The sequence below is a fragment of the Streptomyces sp. NPDC054872 genome, assembly GCF_053610705.1.
Window position 1 is genome coordinate 17,862 of sequence record NZ_JBSGYY010000048.1, and the last position, 16,713, is coordinate 34,574.

The 16,713-nt window shown below is 72.2% G+C and carries 18 protein-coding genes; 8 read left to right on the forward strand and 10 right to left on the reverse strand.

Annotated elements, in window-relative coordinates:
• Nucleotides 1-5: 5 nt before the first annotated feature.
• The 3 genes from ACWGIH_RS38085 to ACWGIH_RS38095 all read right to left on the reverse strand — a co-directional run bounded on the left by ACWGIH_RS38085 (nt 6) and on the right by ACWGIH_RS38095 (nt 1,733).
• Nucleotides 6-425 carry a CBS domain-containing protein gene (locus tag ACWGIH_RS38085; protein ID WP_453448540.1) on the reverse strand — a complete coding sequence of 140 codons (420 nt, stop codon included), beginning with the start codon at nt 423-425 and terminating at the stop codon, nt 6-8.
• Between the two features lie 159 nt (nt 426-584).
• Nucleotides 585-989: a PPOX class F420-dependent oxidoreductase gene (locus ACWGIH_RS38090; protein ID WP_453448539.1), complete on the reverse strand. Its 405-nt coding sequence runs from the start codon at nt 987-989 to the stop codon at nt 585-587.
• A gap of 102 nt (nt 990-1,091) precedes the next feature.
• Nucleotides 1,092-1,733, reverse strand: a complete 642-nt coding sequence (locus tag ACWGIH_RS38095) for a uridine kinase (RefSeq protein ID WP_453448538.1) — start codon at nt 1,731-1,733, stop codon at nt 1,092-1,094.
• A 79-nt stretch (nt 1,734-1,812) separates the two neighbouring features.
• On the opposite strand from ACWGIH_RS38095, the gene ACWGIH_RS38100 reads away from it, so the two are divergent.
• The 3 genes from ACWGIH_RS38100 to ACWGIH_RS38110 all read left to right on the forward strand — a co-directional run bounded on the left by ACWGIH_RS38100 (nt 1,813) and on the right by ACWGIH_RS38110 (nt 4,800).
• Nucleotides 1,813-2,511 (forward strand): DUF2293 domain-containing protein, encoded by a 699-nt coding sequence (locus ACWGIH_RS38100; protein WP_453448537.1) that lies wholly within the window; start codon nt 1,813-1,815, stop codon nt 2,509-2,511.
• A 169-nt stretch (nt 2,512-2,680) separates the two neighbouring features.
• Nucleotides 2,681-3,160, forward strand: coding sequence for an anthrone oxygenase family protein (locus tag ACWGIH_RS38105; protein WP_453448536.1), 480 nt, complete (start codon nt 2,681-2,683; stop codon nt 3,158-3,160).
• Nucleotides 3,161-3,303: 143 nt separating this feature from the next.
• Nucleotides 3,304-4,800, forward strand: a complete 1,497-nt coding sequence (locus ACWGIH_RS38110; protein WP_453448535.1) for a glutamate synthase subunit beta — start codon at nt 3,304-3,306, stop codon at nt 4,798-4,800.
• Between the two features lie 61 nt (nt 4,801-4,861).
• Here the strand turns inward: ACWGIH_RS38110 and ACWGIH_RS38115 are convergent, their stop codons facing one another.
• Both ACWGIH_RS38115 and ACWGIH_RS38120 read right to left on the reverse strand, forming a co-directional pair.
• On the reverse strand, nt 4,862-5,077 hold the full coding sequence (locus ACWGIH_RS38115) for a DUF397 domain-containing protein (RefSeq protein WP_361188955.1): 216 nt from the start codon (nt 5,075-5,077) through the stop codon (nt 4,862-4,864).
• Between the two features lie 93 nt (nt 5,078-5,170).
• Nucleotides 5,171-6,031: a helix-turn-helix domain-containing protein gene (locus tag ACWGIH_RS38120; RefSeq protein WP_453448534.1), complete on the reverse strand. Its 861-nt coding sequence runs from the start codon at nt 6,029-6,031 to the stop codon at nt 5,171-5,173.
• A 206-nt stretch (nt 6,032-6,237) separates the two neighbouring features.
• Here ACWGIH_RS38120 and ACWGIH_RS38125 point away from each other — a divergent pair, with 206 nt between their 5' ends.
• From ACWGIH_RS38125 to ACWGIH_RS38135, 3 genes are all read left to right on the forward strand, one after another.
• Complete coding sequence (locus ACWGIH_RS38125) at nt 6,238-6,663, forward strand: ATP-binding protein (protein ID WP_453448533.1); 426 nt, start codon at nt 6,238-6,240, stop codon at nt 6,661-6,663.
• A 30-nt stretch (nt 6,664-6,693) separates the two neighbouring features.
• Entirely contained in the window at nt 6,694-7,179 is a 486-nt protein-coding gene (locus ACWGIH_RS38130; protein WP_453448532.1) for a hypothetical protein, read from the forward strand.
• 242 nt (nt 7,180-7,421) lie between these two features.
• The gene (locus tag ACWGIH_RS38135) at nt 7,422-9,251 is read left to right on the forward strand and encodes an ABC transporter ATP-binding protein (RefSeq protein WP_453448559.1); all 1,830 of its coding nucleotides are present in this window, start codon (nt 7,422-7,424) and stop codon (nt 9,249-9,251) included.
• Nucleotides 9,252-9,266: 15 nt separating this feature from the next.
• Here ACWGIH_RS38135 and ACWGIH_RS38140 read toward each other — a convergent pair whose 3' ends face one another.
• From ACWGIH_RS38140 to ACWGIH_RS38150, 3 genes are all read right to left on the reverse strand, one after another.
• Complete coding sequence (locus ACWGIH_RS38140; RefSeq protein WP_453448558.1) at nt 9,267-9,479, reverse strand: hypothetical protein; 213 nt, start codon at nt 9,477-9,479, stop codon at nt 9,267-9,269.
• A 116-nt stretch (nt 9,480-9,595) separates the two neighbouring features.
• On the reverse strand, nt 9,596-10,285 hold the full coding sequence (locus tag ACWGIH_RS38145) for a DUF899 domain-containing protein (RefSeq protein WP_453448531.1): 690 nt from the start codon (nt 10,283-10,285) through the stop codon (nt 9,596-9,598).
• A 102-nt stretch (nt 10,286-10,387) separates the two neighbouring features.
• The gene (locus tag ACWGIH_RS38150) at nt 10,388-11,749 is read right to left on the reverse strand and encodes an amidohydrolase (protein ID WP_453448530.1); all 1,362 of its coding nucleotides are present in this window, start codon (nt 11,747-11,749) and stop codon (nt 10,388-10,390) included.
• A 105-nt stretch (nt 11,750-11,854) separates the two neighbouring features.
• On the opposite strand from ACWGIH_RS38150, the gene ACWGIH_RS38155 reads away from it, so the two are divergent.
• Nucleotides 11,855-12,811, forward strand: a complete 957-nt coding sequence (locus ACWGIH_RS38155; RefSeq protein ID WP_453448529.1) for an endonuclease/exonuclease/phosphatase family protein — start codon at nt 11,855-11,857, stop codon at nt 12,809-12,811.
• Between the two features lie 18 nt (nt 12,812-12,829).
• On the opposite strand, the gene ACWGIH_RS38160 is transcribed toward ACWGIH_RS38155, so the two are convergent.
• Complete coding sequence (locus ACWGIH_RS38160) at nt 12,830-13,930, reverse strand: phosphatidylinositol-specific phospholipase C domain-containing protein (protein WP_453448528.1); 1,101 nt, start codon at nt 13,928-13,930, stop codon at nt 12,830-12,832.
• Between the two features lie 287 nt (nt 13,931-14,217).
• Here ACWGIH_RS38160 and ACWGIH_RS38165 point away from each other — a divergent pair, with 287 nt between their 5' ends.
• Complete coding sequence (locus ACWGIH_RS38165; protein WP_453448527.1) at nt 14,218-14,703, forward strand: DUF3574 domain-containing protein; 486 nt, start codon at nt 14,218-14,220, stop codon at nt 14,701-14,703.
• A 25-nt stretch (nt 14,704-14,728) separates the two neighbouring features.
• On the opposite strand, the gene ACWGIH_RS38170 is transcribed toward ACWGIH_RS38165, so the two are convergent.
• Nucleotides 14,729-16,585 (reverse strand): FUSC family protein, encoded by a 1,857-nt coding sequence (locus tag ACWGIH_RS38170; RefSeq protein ID WP_453448526.1) that lies wholly within the window; start codon nt 16,583-16,585, stop codon nt 14,729-14,731.
• Nucleotides 16,586-16,713: the final 128 nt, after the last annotated feature.

Consider the following 16,713-nt stretch of genomic DNA (forward strand, 5'->3'; position numbering starts at 1 on the left):
AGCTGTCAGCCCTTCGCGTACACGCTTTCGACCCAGCTCGCGAGTTGCGTGTTGTCGAGGTGGGTGGCGAGGTCGGCCTCGCTGATCATGCCGACCAGGCGCTTGTTCTCGATGACCGGGAGCCTGCGGATCTGGCTGCCCTTCATCTCCTGGAGGACCTCGTCGACGCCCGCGCCCGAGTCGATCCAGCGTGGCGTGCCCTTGGCCATGTCGCCCGCGGTCACCCGGGACGGGTCGTGGCCCATCGCCACGCAGCCGACCACGATGTCACGGTCGGTGAGGATGCCGCAGAGCCGCTCGTTCTCGTCGCTGATGGGCAGCGCGCCCACGTCGAGCTGCCGCATCAGTTGCGCGGCGCGGTCCAGGGTCTCGTGTGCGGGGATCCACTGGGCGCCCCGGTGCATGATGTCTCCGGCGGTGGTCATGTGGTACCTCCCGGTGCCGGACGGCCGGCGCGGCGCGGAGGCACCGCTAGTCCCGGCGCCCCTCATTCTCGCCGGGCCCCCGGAGGTCCGCACTCCGGAGGCGGGCGTCCCGGGCGGGAGAGGCGTCCGGGCGGGCGCCCCGCGCAGGGCCCCGGGGCCTCATGCCGAGAATCCGACGATCTTCTCCGGGGTCACTTTGATGATCACCCGGACCTCCTCCTCTTTCTCGCCGGGCGGGTCGATGCCCAGGTACTTGTGCGCGAGCTCGTGCGGAAGCCGCTTCTCCGGGTCGGGGAGGATCTCGGCGACGCCACGGATCTCGGTCGACGTGTACGGGTTGGCCAGGTCGAAGACCGAGATGCTGATGCGCGGGTCGCGTTCGAGGTTGCGGACCTTCTGACGCCGCGCGGTGGACGAGAACAGCACGGTGTCGCCTTCCCGTTTGATCCACACCACCGAGTTCTGGGGTGCGCCGCCGGGGCCGAGGGTCGCGACGCTGGCGAAGTTCTTGCCGTCGAGGAGGGTGCGGACCGATTCGCTGAAGTGGAGCGCTGTGGTTGCCATGCCCAGACTCTAACTACATGCACGTGCATATAAAAGAGTTTTGGCGAACGTCCTCCTGCGGACTGCGGACTTTCCCGATCGCGGGCGTTCGCCGTCTCAGCCTCAGCCGCTCCAGGCCGGATGCCGTGGATCGTCCGCGCGTACGACGACGTCGGCCACCCCACCGGGGTCCGTCTCCGTCTCGTACCGCTCGAAGGCGGGCAGGGTCCACCGCTCGCTCTCCGCCGTACGCCGCCGCAGGGCGCCCGGCGAGAGGCTCGTGTGGACGGTCAGGTCGAAGGGGAACCAGTGGCCGAGCAGGAGCGGGCCGTGCAGCAACAGCAGCGCGCCGGGCTGCAGTTGTACGTACGGGCTGCGCGTCGCTCGGTCCGACTCCGGGTCCCACAGGTCGGGCAGTACGCGCCCTGTGCCGCCCGGGTCCAGCGGGCCGAAGACCTCGCGCCACAGGGCCCCGGTGTCGAACCAGCCGCTGTAGTACGCCTCCACGTCCTCGCGCCCGTATTCGAGGCGCAGCGAGGCGGGGCGCAGGAAGCCTTCGGTGCCGACGACGAGCGCGGACCGCCCGCGCACCCGTAGCGCGTCGGCCACACCTTGGGCCAGCTCGCCCGGCCTGCCCGCCGGGGCCCCGTCGAAGGCGATGCGCGGCCAGGGGCTCGCGTCGGCCGTCTTCAGGTCCAGCAGCCGGTCGGCGAGGGTGTCCGTGAGCCGGTCCCAGGTGATCGCTTCGAGTCGCACCCGTCCCATGATGCCGCGCGCTCCCTGCCGTGGCGTCGGGCCTTGCTCCGCGGCGATAGCCCCGGCCGTTCGGGGGAATCCTTTCTGCATGGCACCAACTCCCCTAACCCGGAAAGCACTTCTCGCCATCCAGCCCCTCAGGCGCCGGCACTGTGCGGAGTGTCACGACGGGCCGCTCTCCCTCCTGGTCGTCCAGGAATCCGAGCCGCGCTGCCTGGACTGCGCCGACCTGGGCCATCTCGTCTTCCTGCCACGCGGCGACACCGCGCTGACGCGCCGGGCCCGCGAGGGGAGCGGGCTCTCGGCGGTGGTCGTGCGCCTCAACCGGCGACAGGGCCGGTACGAGCGGCAGGGTGTACTCGTCGAGGAGGCGGCGCTCGCGCGCGCCGAGGAGCGGTGCCTCGCGGACGCGGAGGCGAGGGCTCGCCGCCGGGCACGGGACGCCGCGCGCCGGGCTCTGGAGGACGTGCGCTTCACCAGCGCCTTCGCGGAGGAGATACGGCGGCTCTTTCCGGGGTGCCCCGAGGAGCGCTGCCGGGCGATCGCCGCGCACGCGTCCGTGCGGGGCAGCGGGCGGGTGGGCCGGAGCGCGGCGGGCCGGGCCTTGTCCGCGTCGGCGGTGACGGCCGCGGTGGTGGCCGCCGTCCGGCACACCGAGACGCCGTACGACCGCCTCCTCATGAGCGGAGTACCCCGGGGCGAGGCACGGCGCCGGATCGCCCCGACGGTCGAGGCGACGCTGCGGTCCTGGCAGGAGCCCGGGGCCCACGGGGGTGTGGCGGTCTGAGGCGGCCCCCGGCCCGGGGGCCTGGGGCGACGCACACGCATGCCCCCGCGCGCCCCGCGCATGGCCGTCGGGACGGTCGAGGCAATTCACTTGTGGTGCGGGGCCGCGCCATGGAGGATCACTGCGGCTCGCTCACCTGTCGGCTGCCTTACCCAACGCGGGAGTTGTCATGATCGAGGGACCGTATTTCGTGCTCGTCGTGCTGGGCGCGCTCGCCTGCGGCCTGGTCGCGGGCGCGTTCGTCGCGTTCTCGACCTTCGTGATGCAGGGCCTCGCCGCCCTCCCCCCGGCGCAAGGCATCGCGGCCATGCAGTCGATCAACGTCAAGGCGGTCACCGCCGGGTTCATGACCGTGTTCATGGGCGCCGCCGGCCTCAGCGCGGTCGTCGCCGTCGTCACCTTCGTGCTCTGGCCCGAGAACGGCACCGTCGAGTTGCTGCTGGGGGCCGCGCTGTATCTGTTCGGCTCGTTCGGAGTCACCGTCGCCGCGAACGTCCCCCGCAACGACGCCCTCGCCAAGCTCGACCCGCAGGCACCGGAGAGCGCGGACCGCTGGCGTACGTACGTGCGGGAGTGGACCATGTGGAACCACATCCGCGTCGGCGCCTCCCTGGCCGCATCGGCGTCCTTCATCCTCGCCCTGACCTGAGCCCCGGGCAAGGACGCGTCAGCCCCGCGCCCCTGCCCCAGCCAGCACCAGCTCGGCCCGGCCCGGCCCGCGCGAACATGCCCGCACAGCCCTCCCGTCGTACAGTGGCCGAAAGCCTGCGAGAGCACCCGAGGGAGACGGCCATGGCCGACCCCAGAGGCTTCCTCACCACCCCCCGTCAGGAATGGCCGCGCCGGTCCGTCGGCGAGCGGGTCGAGGACTGGGACGAGGTGTACGTCCCCGGCGCGCTGCTGCCCATCGTCGAGCGGCAGGCCGACCGCTGCATGGACTGCGGCATCCCGTTCTGCCACGAGGCCTGCCCGCTGGGCAACCTGATCCCCGACTGGAACGACCTCGTCTCGCGCGCCGACTGGCGTGCCGCGGCCGACCGGCTGCACGCCACGAACAATTTCCCCGAGTTCACCGGCCGCCTCTGCCCCGCCCCCTGCGAGGCGGGCTGTGTCCTCGCGATCAACCAGCCCGCGGTGACCATCAAGAACGTCGAGGCGGCCATCGCCGACCGCTCCTGGGCGGACGGCCTCAATGCGCCTCGCGCCCCGGACCGGCACTCCGGCCGGACGGTCGCCGTCGTCGGCTCGGGCCCGGCAGGGCTCGCCGCCGCACAGCAGCTGACGCGCGCCGGGCACACCGTCGTCGTGTACGAGCGCGACGACCGCGCGGGCGGGCTCCTGCGGTACGGCATCCCCGCGTTCAAGATGGAGAAGCACCATGTGGAGCGGCGCCTCGCGCAACTGCGGGACGAGGGGACGGTCTTCCGTACGTCCGTCACGATCGGGCAGGACATCGGCGCCGCCGAGCTGCGGACCAGGCACGACGCGGTGGTGCTCGCCACCGGCGCCACCGCGTGGCGCGAACTCGACGTCCCAGGACGGGAGTTGAGTGGCATCCACCAGGCCATGGAGTACCTTCCGCTCGCCAACCGCGTCTGCGAGGGAGACCTCGACACCTCCCCGCTGAGCGCCGCCGGACGGCACGTCGTGATCGTCGGTGGCGGTGACACCGGAGCGGACTGTCTGGGCACGGCGATACGCGAAGGGGCCGCGTCCGTCACACAGTTGGACATCTACGGCCGGCCCGGTGACGCACGCGACGAGCTGGCCGAGCCCTGGCCGACGTACCCGAAGGTCTACCGCCTGCCCCCCGCGCACGAGGAGGCGGGCGTGCTGCGTACGGCACCGGCCGCGGACGCGGACGCCGACGCGCGGCTGTTCGCCGCGTCCACACTCCGCTTCACCGGCGACGCGGCGGGCCGGGTGAACGCCCTGCACCTGACCGAGGTCGACGCGGACCGCCGCCCTCGCCCCGGCACCGACCGCGAGCTCCCCGCCGACCTGGTGCTGCTCGCGCTCGGTTTCACCGGGCCCGAGCGGACCGCGGGCGGCTTGGTCGACCAGCTCGGCCTGGACGTCGCGGACCGCGGCACCCTCGCCCGCGGCCCGGACTTCGCGACCAACGTGCCGGGGGTCTTCGCGACCGGCGACGCGGCCCGCGGCCAGTCACTGGTCGTATGGGCGATAGCCGAGGGCCGCGCCACCGCCGCCGCGGTCGACCGATGGCTGACCGGCACGACCTGCCTCGCGGCACCGATCGGTCCGTACGACCGGCCGATGACCGCCTGAAACACCTCCCGGGCCGCGAGGAAACGGGCACACGCGCGCTAACGGGCACACACGCGCGCGCTCAGGACAGCAGGAAGTCGGCCTCCCCCGCCTTCGCCCCCTGGATGAACGCGTTGATCTCGCCGTATGTGTAGATCAGCGCCGGGCCGTCCGGATCTGCCGACTGGCGGACCGCCACCCGGCCGTCGGCCAGCTTCATGGCCTCCAGGCAGTTGCCGCCGTTGCCACCGCTCCACGGCTTGTGCCAGCCCTCGCTGCCGAGTTCGCGGGCGGGCATGCCGTTGTAGATCCGGGAGTCGTCCCGGGAATCGGGACGGGTCCCGGCTCCGGGTTTGGACCCGGGTCGCGTACCGGCTCGGTGTCGATCCATTCACAGCTCCTTGCGGAGGTCCCGGAGGATCTCCTTTGTGCGATGTGCCGTCGCGGCTTGCGCCGCCATGCGGTCCATGACCTCGAGGTGGGTCGCCACCTCGGAGCGCGCGTCCAGATAGACGGCGCCGGTCAGGTACTCGCTGTAGACCATGTCCGGCAGTTCCGCCATGGCGAAGCGGAAGAGCACGAACGGTCCGTACGTGCCCGGGTGCGGACCCGCCGCGAATGGCGCGATCTGCAGGGTCACATGAGGAAGTTCGACGGCTTCCAGGAGCTTGTCGATCTGCTCGCGCATCACCTCGGGACCGCCCACGGGTCTGAGCAGGGCGGTCTCGTCCATCACGACCCAGACCCGGGGCGCGTCCTCGCGGGTGAGCAGCGACTGTCGCTCCATGCGCAGCGCCACGTACCGCTCGATGTCCTCGGGGTTGGTCTGGCCGATCGCTCCGGAGCGCATCACACCACGTGCGTACTCCTCGGTCTGCAGCAGACCCGGCACGAAGTGCGGTTCGTAGGACCTGATGAGGCCGGCCGCCCCCTCCAGGCTGACGTACATGCTGAACCAGCCCGGCAGGATGTCGTGGAACCGCTGCCACCAGCCCGGCTTGTTCGCCTCCTCGGCGAGCGTCACGAAGGCGTCGGCCTCGTCGTCGCCGACGCCGTAGGACTTCAGGAGGAGCTGGAGATACGGGATCTTGAGCGCGACCTCTGCCATCTCCATGCGGCGGACCGTGGCGGGGGCCACGCGGAGAATCCGCGCGGCCTCCTCTCGTTTGAGGCCCGCGCGCTCACGCAGGTCCTGCAAACGACGGCCTAGGACGACCTGGCCGACGGTCGGCGCGGACCGCGGTTCGCTCACGTCCTACCTCCACGTACTCCATGACATGCCAATTCACTCCGCACCTGGAGCCGTTGCCAGCAGTGTGCCACGTGCCGTCTCGAAGGAACACGCCACTGTGCACTTTTCAGAGTGGGTCTTGCCAAGGTGTTCCCGGCGGGGCGATAGTGGATGGCGTGACTCCGCCCGCGCCGTTACACACAGCTGCCGCCGAAGCCCCTGTTGGCATGTCCGCCGACGCGCGGGTCGAGGGCGGCTCCGAGCTCTGCGTCAGCTTCGCGCTGGTGCCACGGCCTGGCTCCGCCGCACAAGCCAGACGGCTCGCGAACGCCCAGCTCCTGGGCTGGGACCTGGGCGAGGACTGCCGCGACGCCGCCGCGCTCGTGGTTTCCGAGCTGGTCACGAACGCGATCGTGCACACGGCGAGTCACCGGATCGTCTGCGAGCTCTGCACCAAACCCGGGTCACTGCGCATAGCTGTGCGTGACGACGGATACGGATCGGGTGTCCCGCGGCCCGCCCAGGAAGGGCCCGACGCCGACGAGGAGCACGGGAGGGGATTGCTTCTCGTCGAGGCGGTGAGCAACGCGTGGGGCGTGCGTGACGAGGGCCCCGGCGCCGGTCTCACCGTATGGGCGGAACTGCGGGCGTGACGTGACAGAGGGTGCGGGCGTGAGGACGACGTGGACAGGGGGCGTGTGAGCGCGGTGACGGTGCGGCGGCTGTGGGACCTGGACACGCTGGTCCGCCTCGAACGGAGGCGGTCCGCCGCCTCCTCCCCACCGGCGCCGACGCGGCTCGCCGTCCCGGCCGGGATGACGCAGCCCCTGGGATGCGACGCGGTCTCGGTGCCCGCGCGGCTCGGGCCCCGGCTGATGGCGCGGCTGCCGCGCGTGGGGTGTGTGTACGAAGAGGCCGGGGACGCCGATGGCGCGGCCGCGGCGCGGTGGTGGTGGATCGTCCCCGCGGACTCCGACGTCGCGCTCGAATGGCCTTCCCCGGCCTACTACGCCGCGGGAGCCGTGGTGCCGGGCGCCCGGCGCGCTCCCTCACTGATCCACAGCCCGTCGGGCGGCGAGGTTCCCTATACGCCGCCCATTCCTCTGTATCTGGCGTTGTGCAGGGCCACGGGCACCACACCGGGATGGTCACGGGCCGTACGCGCCTAGAAATCGCGTCGCGAAGAACTCCTCTCCGTGCGCGGGTGCGGTGCTGCCTGCATGGGGTATGCCATGCAGGCACACCGCACCCGCGCACGGAGAGGGAGAAGAAGACGAACCACCATCAGAGCAACACCCGCAAAGGGGACGGGACTTCGGGGTCGGAGAAACTGCTCTTCGGCGGCCCCCTGCGCTATGACACCGGCTGGGCCCAGTACGAGGAGGCGTTCCTCCAGCTGGGGTTCCGGTCCATGCTGAAGCGGCTTCCCGCGCTGCTGGCCGCCAGCTTCCGGCTCGCGTGGCAGGCCGACCGGCCGGCGGCGCGCGCCGTCATCACCGCCGAGGTGGGCCGCGGACTGTGCCAGGCGGTGAGCCTCCTCGCGGTCAACAGCGTGCTCGCGCGCCTGCTGACCGACGCCCCGCTCGCCGACCGGCTGCGCGGCGCGGCGCCCGCCCTGGTGACGATGGCGTCCGTGCTGTTCGTGGCCGCGCTGCTGCGCGCCGCGTCGACGTACGCGACGGGGCGTCTGGAACCGAAGGTCGAACGCGTCGCCACCGAGCAGTACCTGGAGAGGGCGGCGTCGGTGGAGCTCTCGGCCATCGAGGACGACGCGTTCCACAAGCTGCTGGACACGGCGCAGTACGGGGCCGCGTCCGCCCGCCGCATGATCGGCATCGCGACACGCGTGGTGAACGCGATGATCTCGCTGGTCGCCGCGGCGAGTGTGCTGACCGTCCTGCACCCGGCGCTGCTGCCGCTCCTGGTGACGATGACCCTGCCGAGCGCGTGGAGCGCCCTGACGATCGCCCGGCGCCGCTATGTCTCCTTCCACGCGTGGGTGCAGCACGCCCGCGCGGGCCGTCTCATCGGCAGCCTGCTCACGGAGGAGCGGGCGGCACCGGAGATCCGGGTGCACGGCGTGGGTCCGTTCCTGCTGCGGCACTTCCGGTCCATGTCGGAGGCCGCGGAGGAGGAGCAGGCGCGCCTGGCACGCCTGGCCGCCCGGACGGGCCTGATCGCGGCGGCCTGGACGGGCGTCGCCACCGCGGCGACGTACGCGACGCTCGGCGGCCTGATGCTCGCCGGGGCGATGGCGCTGTCCGTCGCGGGCACCGCCGTCATCGCGATCCGCACCGGCGCTTCCAATCTCGACACACTCGTCGTGGAGGTCAACTCCCTGCATGAGGACGCCCTGTTCGTCGGCGACCTGGAGCGGCTCTTCGTGGAGGCGGCGCGGCGCGAGATCCCGGTCGGCGGCGCCGAACTGCCGCCGGAGCCACGGGAGATACGGTTCGAGAACGTCACGTTCCGCTATCCGGGAGCCTCGGAGAAGGACGCGCTCAGCGATGTTTCCCTCACCCTGCCTACCGGGAAGATCGTCGCTCTCGTGGGCGAGAACGGCTCCGGCAAGACCACACTGGTGAAGCTCCTCGCCGGTCTGTACGCGCCGAAGGGCGGCCGGATCCTGTGGGACGACGTGGACGCGGCGACCGCGGACCGGCAGCAACTCGCGGAACGTATCGCGATGGTGGCGCAGGACTTCAAGCGCTGGCCGTTCACGGCACGCGTGAACATCGCGATCGGCCGGTCATCGGTGCCCCTGACGGACGACCGGATCGGCGCCGCGGTCGAGGAGGCCGGTGCCGATGACGTCGTGGCCGACCTGCCGCGTGGGCTCGACACGCTGCTGGCCCGCGCGTTCACCGGCGGGCACCAGCTGTCCGGCGGTCAGTGGCAGCGGCTCGGCATCGCGCGCGCCGCCTACCGGCGCGGCAGCATCCTCATCGTGGACGAGCCGACGGCGGCGCTCGACGCCCGCGCCGAGCTCGAGGTCTTCGAGAAGATCAGGGCACTCGCCGGGACGGGCCAGACCGTCATCCTCATCACCCACCGTCTGGCGTCGGTGCGCCACGCCGACCTGGTCCACGTCCTGGACGGCGGGCGCCTGGTGGAGTCGGGCACACCGGACGAACTCCTGCGGACCGGCGGCGTCTACGCGGAGCTGTACGCGCTGCAGGCCGACCAGTTCACGGCGAAGATTCCCTCGCCGAAGTCACCGAACGGGCACGCCGAGCGCTGAGGGGCGTACTCGCGCCTATGCCGCGGCGGCTATCTCCGACAGGTCGGTGACGGCGGTCTCGCGCGCCACGGGCTCGCGCACGATCACCAGGAAGGCATCGGACGCGAGGTCCATCACGACCTCCGCCCGCTGCCCTTCCAGGCGGCGGGCCCGCGCGAAGTCCTCCGCGGGCCACGATCCTCGCGGCCCACCGGCCGGAAAGCGTTCCAGTACGACTCGCTTGTTCATCATCGTCCTTCTGTTCCCCCGTTGGCAGTCCTTATGGACTCTTTAGGAGTAGAACGCGCCGGGGGGTGGAAAGGACTCGCAACGTGACGGACCTGACACCTGGTTGTACCGGTTCCTCACCTCTCGTACTCGTCGTGATACCTGACCCGGTCGCTGCCCGCGGGCGCCCCGAGCCCCGTCGCCCGGCCCTTGGGCTCCTCCCACTCCTCCTGCCGGCCGAGGGCGGTGAGGTCGAGGAGGCTCGAATAGGAGGCGATCCAGTCGGTGCCGCGGTCGTACGTCGAGTACGTGTGGAAGACGCGGTCGCCCTCCCGCAGGAAGCAGCTGAGGCCCGGCTGCTCGAAGGACTCCTCGCCCTCGCCGACGGTGGCGTGGAAGTCCTGGTTGAAGTCGCCGCCGTGCGAGGAGTACCACGGCACCGTCCAGCCCATCCGGGCCTTGAAGGGCAGGATCTTGGTGAAGGGCGCGCGGGAGACGGCGATGAAGTTCGTGCCGCGGGCCCGCAGATGGGACAGGTGGCCGATCTGGTCGAGGAAGGCCGAGCAGCTGCGGCAGCCCGCGTCCCACTCCGGGGCGAACATGAAGTGGTAGACGATCAGTTGGGCGTTGCCGTCGAAGAGGTCGAACAGCGTGGCCTTTCCGTCGGAACCGTCGAAGAGGTACTCCTTGTCGATCTCGACCATCGGGAGCCGCCGCCGCTCGGCATTGAGCGCGTCACGCGCCCGTGTCTCCGCCTTCTCCTTGGCGAGCAGGTCCTGGCGAGCGGCGAGCCACTCCTCGCGCGTGACGATGTCGGGAAGTCGCATGGTCCCTCAGTCCCTCCTGCGGACCCGCCCCTCGGATCCGTACGTCTGCGAGGGGTGACCCGCGCGGTCATCGGAACTCATCGGTCGCGACGGAAAAACTTCTCAACCTTCGTAGTCCTGGATCCGCTTCCCGTGACCGCGGTCGATCAGAGCGGGCAGTTCGCCGGCCAACTCCCCTACGATCGCGGGCACATCGAGGGTCAGCAGCCGCCGGTCGCGCATCAGGATCCGCCCGTCGACGATCGTCGTGGTGACGTCCGCCGAGCGGGCGCTGTGCACGAGCGTGGCCGCGAGGTCGTGCACGGGCTGGGTGTGGGGCCCGGTGAGGTCGACGAGGACGATGTCGGCGCGGCGGCCCGGCGCGAGGCTGCCGATCTCCTCGCCCAGGCCGACGGCTCGCGCGCTCTGCAGTGTGGCGTGACCGAGCGCCTGGCGCGCGGTCAGCCAGGCCGGATCGCGCCGCGTGGACTTCTGGACGAGTGCGGTGAGCGTCATGGACTCCCAGACGTCCAGGGTGTTGTTCGACGCGGCGCCGTCCGTGGCGAGCCCGACGGGGATGCCGATGTCGCTCAGGGCATGCACGGGCGTGGTGTCCCAGCCGAACTTCAGGTAGCCGCGGGGCGCGGAGGCCACGGCGACACGTCCCGTGCCCTGCCGGAGGACGGGCAGGTCGCGGTCGAGGATGCCGGTGCCGTGCGCGATGAGGACGTCGACGTCGAGCAGTCCGGCGCGGTGCAGGATCTCGATGGGGGTGCGGCCGTGGCGTTCCAGGCTGTTCTCGGTCTGGGCGCGGTTCTCGGAGGCGTGCAGATGGACCATGAGGCCGTGCTCGCGGGCGAGTTCCGCGGTCGCGGCGAGGTCCGCGTCGTCGACGGTGTACGGGGCGTGCGGGGCGAGCGAGGTGGTGATGCGGCCGTCGGCGGCGCCGCGTTGCCGCAGCGCGAACTCCAGGGACGCGGCGCGGCCCTCGGGCCCCTGCGAGGAGAAGAAGGCGGCACCGAGGTTGGCGCGCAGACCGCTCTCGGCGACGACGTCGGCGACGGTGTCCATCGCGAAGTAGTGGTCGGCGAAGGTCGTCACGCCGCCCCGGATCATCTCGGCGCAGGCGAGACGCGCGCCGAGCCCGACCACCCGCTCGGTCAGGTTGGACTCGATGGGCCAGATCCAGTCGTTGAACCACTCGTGCGCCGGCAGATCCTCGGCGAGGCCGCGCAGGGCCACCATCGGCGTGTGCGTATGGCAGTTGATCAGACCCGGCAGGGCCGCCTGGCCACGTGCGTCGATGCGTTCGGCGGCCCGCAGTCCGGCGACGTCGGGGGTGGTGGTGACGGTGTCGATGCGACCGCCGCGGACGACCACGGCGGCGTCGTCGAGGAACCCGATCCGGCCTTCCGTGTCGTGGACGAGGGCCGTGCAGCCCGTGATGACGAGATCGGCGGGGCCGTGCGCGGGAGGCGGCGTCATCTCTTCAAGGTACGGGGAGTGCGCATCCCGTGCCCTGTCGCGGCACCGGATTCGCGGGCACGCTGGCGTCAACCCGCTGACCACGCCGAACCGTTGGAGCCCGCCATGCTCGTCGGCACCTGGAACCTGGAGAACCTCTACCGGCCCGGCGGAAAGTTCGGGCCCGAGGACAAGGCCGCGTACGAGGCGAAGCTGGCCTCTCTCGCGGCGACGATCAAGGCGCTGAACCCGAGCGTGCTCGGCGTGCAGGAGGTCGGCGACCCGGAGGCCCTCTCGGATCTGGCCGGGATGCTGGAGGGCACCTGGCACACCACGCTCTCGGAGCACGCGGACGAGCGCGGCACCCGCGTCGGCTTCCTCAGCTCCCTGCCGGTGTCCGTCGTGGCCGACGAGAACCGCTTCCCCGAACCGCTGCGCGCGGTGCAGTCCGGTGACGCGGGCAGGCCGGTGACGCGGGCCGGGCGCGGAGTCCTCGCGGTGACGGTGACGACGCGCGCCTTCTTCTTCGACGTGGCCGTCTGCCATCTGAAGTCGAAGCTCCTGTCGTACGGCAACGGCCGGTTCCAGCCGCGGGACGAGGGCGAGCGGGCCCGCTTCGGGGCGTACGCGCTCTACCGGCGTGCGGCGGAGGCCACCCTGGTGCGCTCACTCTCCGACCGCCTCCTGAAGGGGGACGGCCGTACGCACGATGTCGTCGTGCTCGGCGACCTGAACGACGAGGTGTCGGCGGCGACGACCCAGATCCTGCTCGGCCCGCCGGGCTCCGAGATCGGCACCCCCGGGTTCGACAAGGCGGACAAGGGCGACGCGCACCGGCTGTGGAACGTGGCCCCGCTCATCCCGCCCGAGCAGCGCTACTCCCGTATCCACGCGGGACGCCGCGAGCTGATCGACCACGTCCTGGTGAGCCGCGGCTTCCTGAACCTGGTCAAGGCCGCGGGCACGGGTGTGCCGGGGTCGACGGCGACCGCGCTGCCGTCGGTGGAGGACGAGGATCCGGCTGTGCGGCGGGACGCGAGGGGCTCGGATCACGCGCCGGTGTGGGTACGGATCGAACGCTAGCCGCGGGGCCCGTGCGGGTCAGCCGCGCGGGAGCACCGTCGAGAGGACGCCCGGCAGCGGATACCAGTCCGACGACACGATGCTGGCGTTGCCGCGCGCGAGCAGGGCGACGCGGTCGCGGGCCTGGGCCTCGGTCGGGTTCACGGCGTCGATGGCCGGGGCGACGTTGTGGGCGTCGGACATGACGACCAGGTATCGCCGGTCGGCGTACCACTTGGTGTCGATGGTGCCGCCCGCGTACGTGGACGCGTCGCCGTCGAACAGCACGAACCAGGGCCGGATCGCCGCGTCCGTGTACCGCCCGCGCGGGTCGCCCGCCTCGGCGCCGAGCACGGCGGGGAAGGCGGCGGCATCGCCCAGGCGCCCGGCGGCCTTGAGGTCGCGCAGATGGGTGGCGTACTCGCGGTCGGTCCACAGGGTGTCCGCCGGGTTGCCCTGTTCGACGGTGCCGGGGATCAGCTCGACGATGAACTTGCCCGCGAGGGCACTGCGCTGGGGCCAGCCGTCGCTCCGTACGGCCTCGTCGAGGGTGGCGTGCCCTCCGGTGAGCTGGCCGGGGCGGTAGACGGCGTCGCCGAGCTTGCTCTTCAGGAGGGTGTCGAGGTCGGCGGGCCCGCGCCCGTTCCTCCCCTGGAAGCCGTCCTTCAGCTCCACCTTGAGGAGGATGGGCCGGTGGCCCGGGTTGGCGTCGTGCCAGCTCTTCATGTCCGTGAGGCACCCGGCGAGGCTCTGGTTGCGGGCCTTGGTGCGCAATTCGGCCGCACTCGCGGCGTTCTCGCAGTTGTTGTCGTTGCCGACCGGGTTGCTGTGCGACACCCGCCAGCCGCTGCCGAACACATTGGTCCACACGTCGAGTTCGAGCATGCCCGCACCGGAGTCGAGCGCGTCCGCGAAGTACGGGTACTTCGCCTTCTCGTAGGCGTTGTGGACGCCGACGCCGGTGGTGGACGCGTACGGCGACTGCGGGGCCGGGTCGCCGGTGGCCGACGCGGCGGCGCCGCTCGCCGACCCCGCGGTTCCGAGGGCCAGTACGCCTGCCGCCGCGAGCGCCGTGGCGAGGCCCGTCCCCGTCCGTGTCCCGGCCGGTATCCCCGTACGTGTCCCAGTACGTGCCCTCATGCCCGCCGCCCCTCCGCCGCTCCGGTCAAGTCCCCCGCAACGTATGGGGGTTGAGTGGCGTAGGGGAAGACGGCGTCTTACGGGAGGGGATGGATATTCAGCCGTACGGCCGTACGGGAGGGAGCGCGGAGCGTGGCGTGTCGACTACCGTCTGCGCCCGTCATGGATCAACGTACACAGAGATCCACACGCCACGGCTCCCACCGCTACGGCGTTCCCCACCCCTGTGCACCCTGACCTGCTCCCCCTCTCCCCCTGATCTGCCCCACCGAAAGGGATCAGCCGCCATGCCCCGCACCCTCTCCCGCATCTCCCGCACCCGCCTCGCCGTGGCCGCGGCCGCCGCGACGGTCCTCGCCGTCGGCGCCCCGGCGGCGTACGCCTCGTTCGACACCGACACGCGCTCGCCCGGCACGACCACCACGTCGCAGGTCTCCCGGGGGCACGCCTACACCGAGACCCGGCTCCTCTTCGGGACCGAGCGTCCCGACGGTGGCCCCGAGGTGACCGACAAGCAGTTCATGAGGTTCATCGACGTCAAGGTGACGCCGTGGTTCCCCGACGGGCTCACGGTGCAGGAAGGTCGCGGCCAGTGGCGGGACTCGAACGGCAAGGTCGAGCGTGAGCGCACGTACGAGCTGATCCTGCTGTATCCGACGTCGCAGGCGCACAAGCGTGACACCCGGATCGAGAACATCCGCGAGTCCTACGTGAAGAGGTACGAGCAGGACTCGGTGGCACGGCTCGACGACCGGGTGCGGGTGGACTTCTGAGACCCTCCCGGCGCGGGCCCCGGGATCACGCCACCGTGGTGAGCTCCGCGAGCAGCGCGTCGAGGCGCTCCGCGTGCCGCCGCGGCAGGCGTCCCGTGTCGTCGACGTGCACCGCGCAGGCGGTCGTGGTGTCGACGAGGCGTTCGAGGGTGGCCGCCACTCGCTCGGAGCCCTGGGAGTGCCGGGCCAGGGCGGGAAGTTCGGCGGCCGCCAGGTCGATCGCGGCGCGGGCCTCGGCCAGCGTCCGGTAGGCCTCGCGCCGCAGGGCCCAGCGGGCGGCACGGTGGTCGGCAGCGGTTCTCCCGCCGGTGCCGACCGCCGCGCCGACCGTCGTGCCGTCCGCCGCGCCGCTCATGACATGGCGCAGGTAGTCGTGCGCGGAGGCGTGGGCGGCGGCCAGCCGGTCCTGTACGCGACCGCCGCGCCGCACGGGCCACGGCAGATGCCCGACCAGCAGGACGATGCCGCAGGCGAGCAGGGTCTCCCCGATCCGCCCCCGAGCGGCCTGCGGCTCCCCGCCCACCATGACCAGGGCGAGGACGAGGACCGTGACGACCGCGGTCTGGGCGGCGAAGTGCCGCGTGGCCACGGGGATCAGCGCACCGCACACGGCGACGACGGCGACGAGCCCGACCGGGCGTGGTAGCAGGGCGGCGAGCGCCGCGAAGAGGACGGCTCCGAGGACGGTGCCGAGGGCGCGGCACAGGACGCGGGACGCCAGCGGCCCGAGGTCGGGCTTGACCAGGAAGACGGCGGTGGCGGGCAGCCAGTACCAGTGCGGGTGCTGCAGGGCCTGCGCGACCGCGGCGCTCGCCCCGAAGCAGAGCGCGACCCGCACGCCGTACTCGCGCCCGCCGGGCCCGGCCACCGTGCGCAGTACGTCGACGGGGCCGCGCCGCCGGCCGTGCGGGGGCCGCGCGGTGCCGCTGTCGAAGGCCTCGGCGGCGTGCAGCAGCGCGTCGTCGAGGGCGCGGAGCCCGGCGCCGGAGCGTGCGGGCGCGGGCAGCGGTCCGCTGGGGACGCCGTCGCGAATGGCGGCGGCGAGACGGCGCGGCCCCTCGCCCGTGCGCGGCGGGAGCGGCTCACCGGCCCAGGCGAGCGCGGTCGCCGCCTCTCCGAGCGGCAGCGCGGCGAGGTACTGCGCGTGCAGCCGCCGCTCGGCCGCCGAGGCGGCGTGCCTGCGCAGGCGCGGCCCGGAGAGGGCGTCCTGGGCGTGGTCGAGCGCGGCGGTGAGGGCTGCGCGGCGGGCGGTCGCGTCCGAGGTGCCCGCGGAATCGAGAAGCGCGGCGACGGCTTCGTAGACGGCGGACACGGCGGTGCGTTCACCGTCGAGGCGGTAGGGCCGGGCAGCTCCCTTGCGGCTGTCGGGCGAAGGCAGCAGGAGCCGCAGCACGATCAGCCACGCGGCTCCGCCCAGGAAGAACGACGCGCGCTGCCATCCGGGTTCAGGCAACGGCATCCCGGCTCCGACGGCGGCGGCGACGAGCAACTGCGTGCCACCGGCGGAGGCGACGGGCCCCACGGCGCTGAACGCGCCGGCGAGAAGACCGAGCAAGGCGAACAGCAGAGGAAGCAGCAGAGGCCCTCCGCCGGCTTCGACGACGTACGCCCCGAAAACGAGCCCGCCCGCGCCGGCGACCGCGGGCACCCCGAGCCGCCGCACGGCGACCCGACGGCTCCCGGGCCGGTCGTTGATCCCGGCCAGCATGGCCCCGAGCGCGGCCACCACCCCCACGGAGACCCGCCCGGAGACCACGCCCGCGCCCAGCAACGGCCCCGCAGCCAGCGCACCCCGCAGAACGGCGTGCCACGGCACGGGCCCGCGCTGCGTACGCAGGGCATGGCCGAGCCAGGGCGGAAGGGAAGCTGCGCGCGGGATCACCGGACTCACCGTGCTCCTGTGTCGTCATCGGGCGGGCATGGACGGATGGGTGCCGCCGGACGACATCGGCCTGGGCTTGTGATCAACCGTAAACGGTCTTCTTGGAGGGAATGGGACGGGAGTATTTC

What these genes read in the sequence shown, in the direction of transcription:
- ACWGIH_RS38155 (WP_453448529.1), top strand. Translation starts at nt 11,855, where the DNA reads ATGCTCGTCGGCACCTGGAACCTGGAGAACCTCTACCGGCCCGGCGGA.
- ACWGIH_RS38095 (WP_453448538.1), bottom strand. Translation starts at nt 1,733, where the DNA reads ATGGGACGGGTGCGACTCGAAGCGATCACCTGGGACCGGCTCACGGAC.
- ACWGIH_RS38145 (WP_453448531.1), bottom strand. Translation starts at nt 10,285, where the DNA reads ATGCGACTTCCCGACATCGTCACGCGCGAGGAGTGGCTCGCCGCTCGC.
- ACWGIH_RS38140 (WP_453448558.1), bottom strand. Translation starts at nt 9,479, where the DNA reads ATGAACAAGCGAGTCGTACTGGAACGCTTTCCGGCCGGTGGGCCGCGA.
- ACWGIH_RS38165 (WP_453448527.1), top strand. Translation starts at nt 14,218, where the DNA reads ATGCCCCGCACCCTCTCCCGCATCTCCCGCACCCGCCTCGCCGTGGCC.
- ACWGIH_RS38105 (WP_453448536.1), top strand. Translation starts at nt 2,681, where the DNA reads ATGATCGAGGGACCGTATTTCGTGCTCGTCGTGCTGGGCGCGCTCGCC.
- ACWGIH_RS38160 (WP_453448528.1), bottom strand. Translation starts at nt 13,930, where the DNA reads ATGAGGGCACGTACTGGGACACGTACGGGGATACCGGCCGGGACACGG.
- ACWGIH_RS38115 (WP_361188955.1), bottom strand. Translation starts at nt 5,077, where the DNA reads ATGCCCGCCCGCGAACTCGGCAGCGAGGGCTGGCACAAGCCGTGGAGC.
- ACWGIH_RS38085 (WP_453448540.1), bottom strand. Translation starts at nt 425, where the DNA reads ATGACCACCGCCGGAGACATCATGCACCGGGGCGCCCAGTGGATCCCC.
- ACWGIH_RS38150 (WP_453448530.1), bottom strand. Translation starts at nt 11,749, where the DNA reads ATGACGCCGCCTCCCGCGCACGGCCCCGCCGATCTCGTCATCACGGGC.
- ACWGIH_RS38135 (WP_453448559.1), top strand. Translation starts at nt 7,422, where the DNA reads ATGCTGAAGCGGCTTCCCGCGCTGCTGGCCGCCAGCTTCCGGCTCGCG.
- ACWGIH_RS38125 (WP_453448533.1), top strand. Translation starts at nt 6,238, where the DNA reads ATGTCCGCCGACGCGCGGGTCGAGGGCGGCTCCGAGCTCTGCGTCAGC.
- ACWGIH_RS38110 (WP_453448535.1), top strand. Translation starts at nt 3,304, where the DNA reads ATGGCCGACCCCAGAGGCTTCCTCACCACCCCCCGTCAGGAATGGCCG.
- ACWGIH_RS38100 (WP_453448537.1), top strand. Translation starts at nt 1,813, where the DNA reads ATGGCACCAACTCCCCTAACCCGGAAAGCACTTCTCGCCATCCAGCCC.
- ACWGIH_RS38090 (WP_453448539.1), bottom strand. Translation starts at nt 989, where the DNA reads ATGGCAACCACAGCGCTCCACTTCAGCGAATCGGTCCGCACCCTCCTC.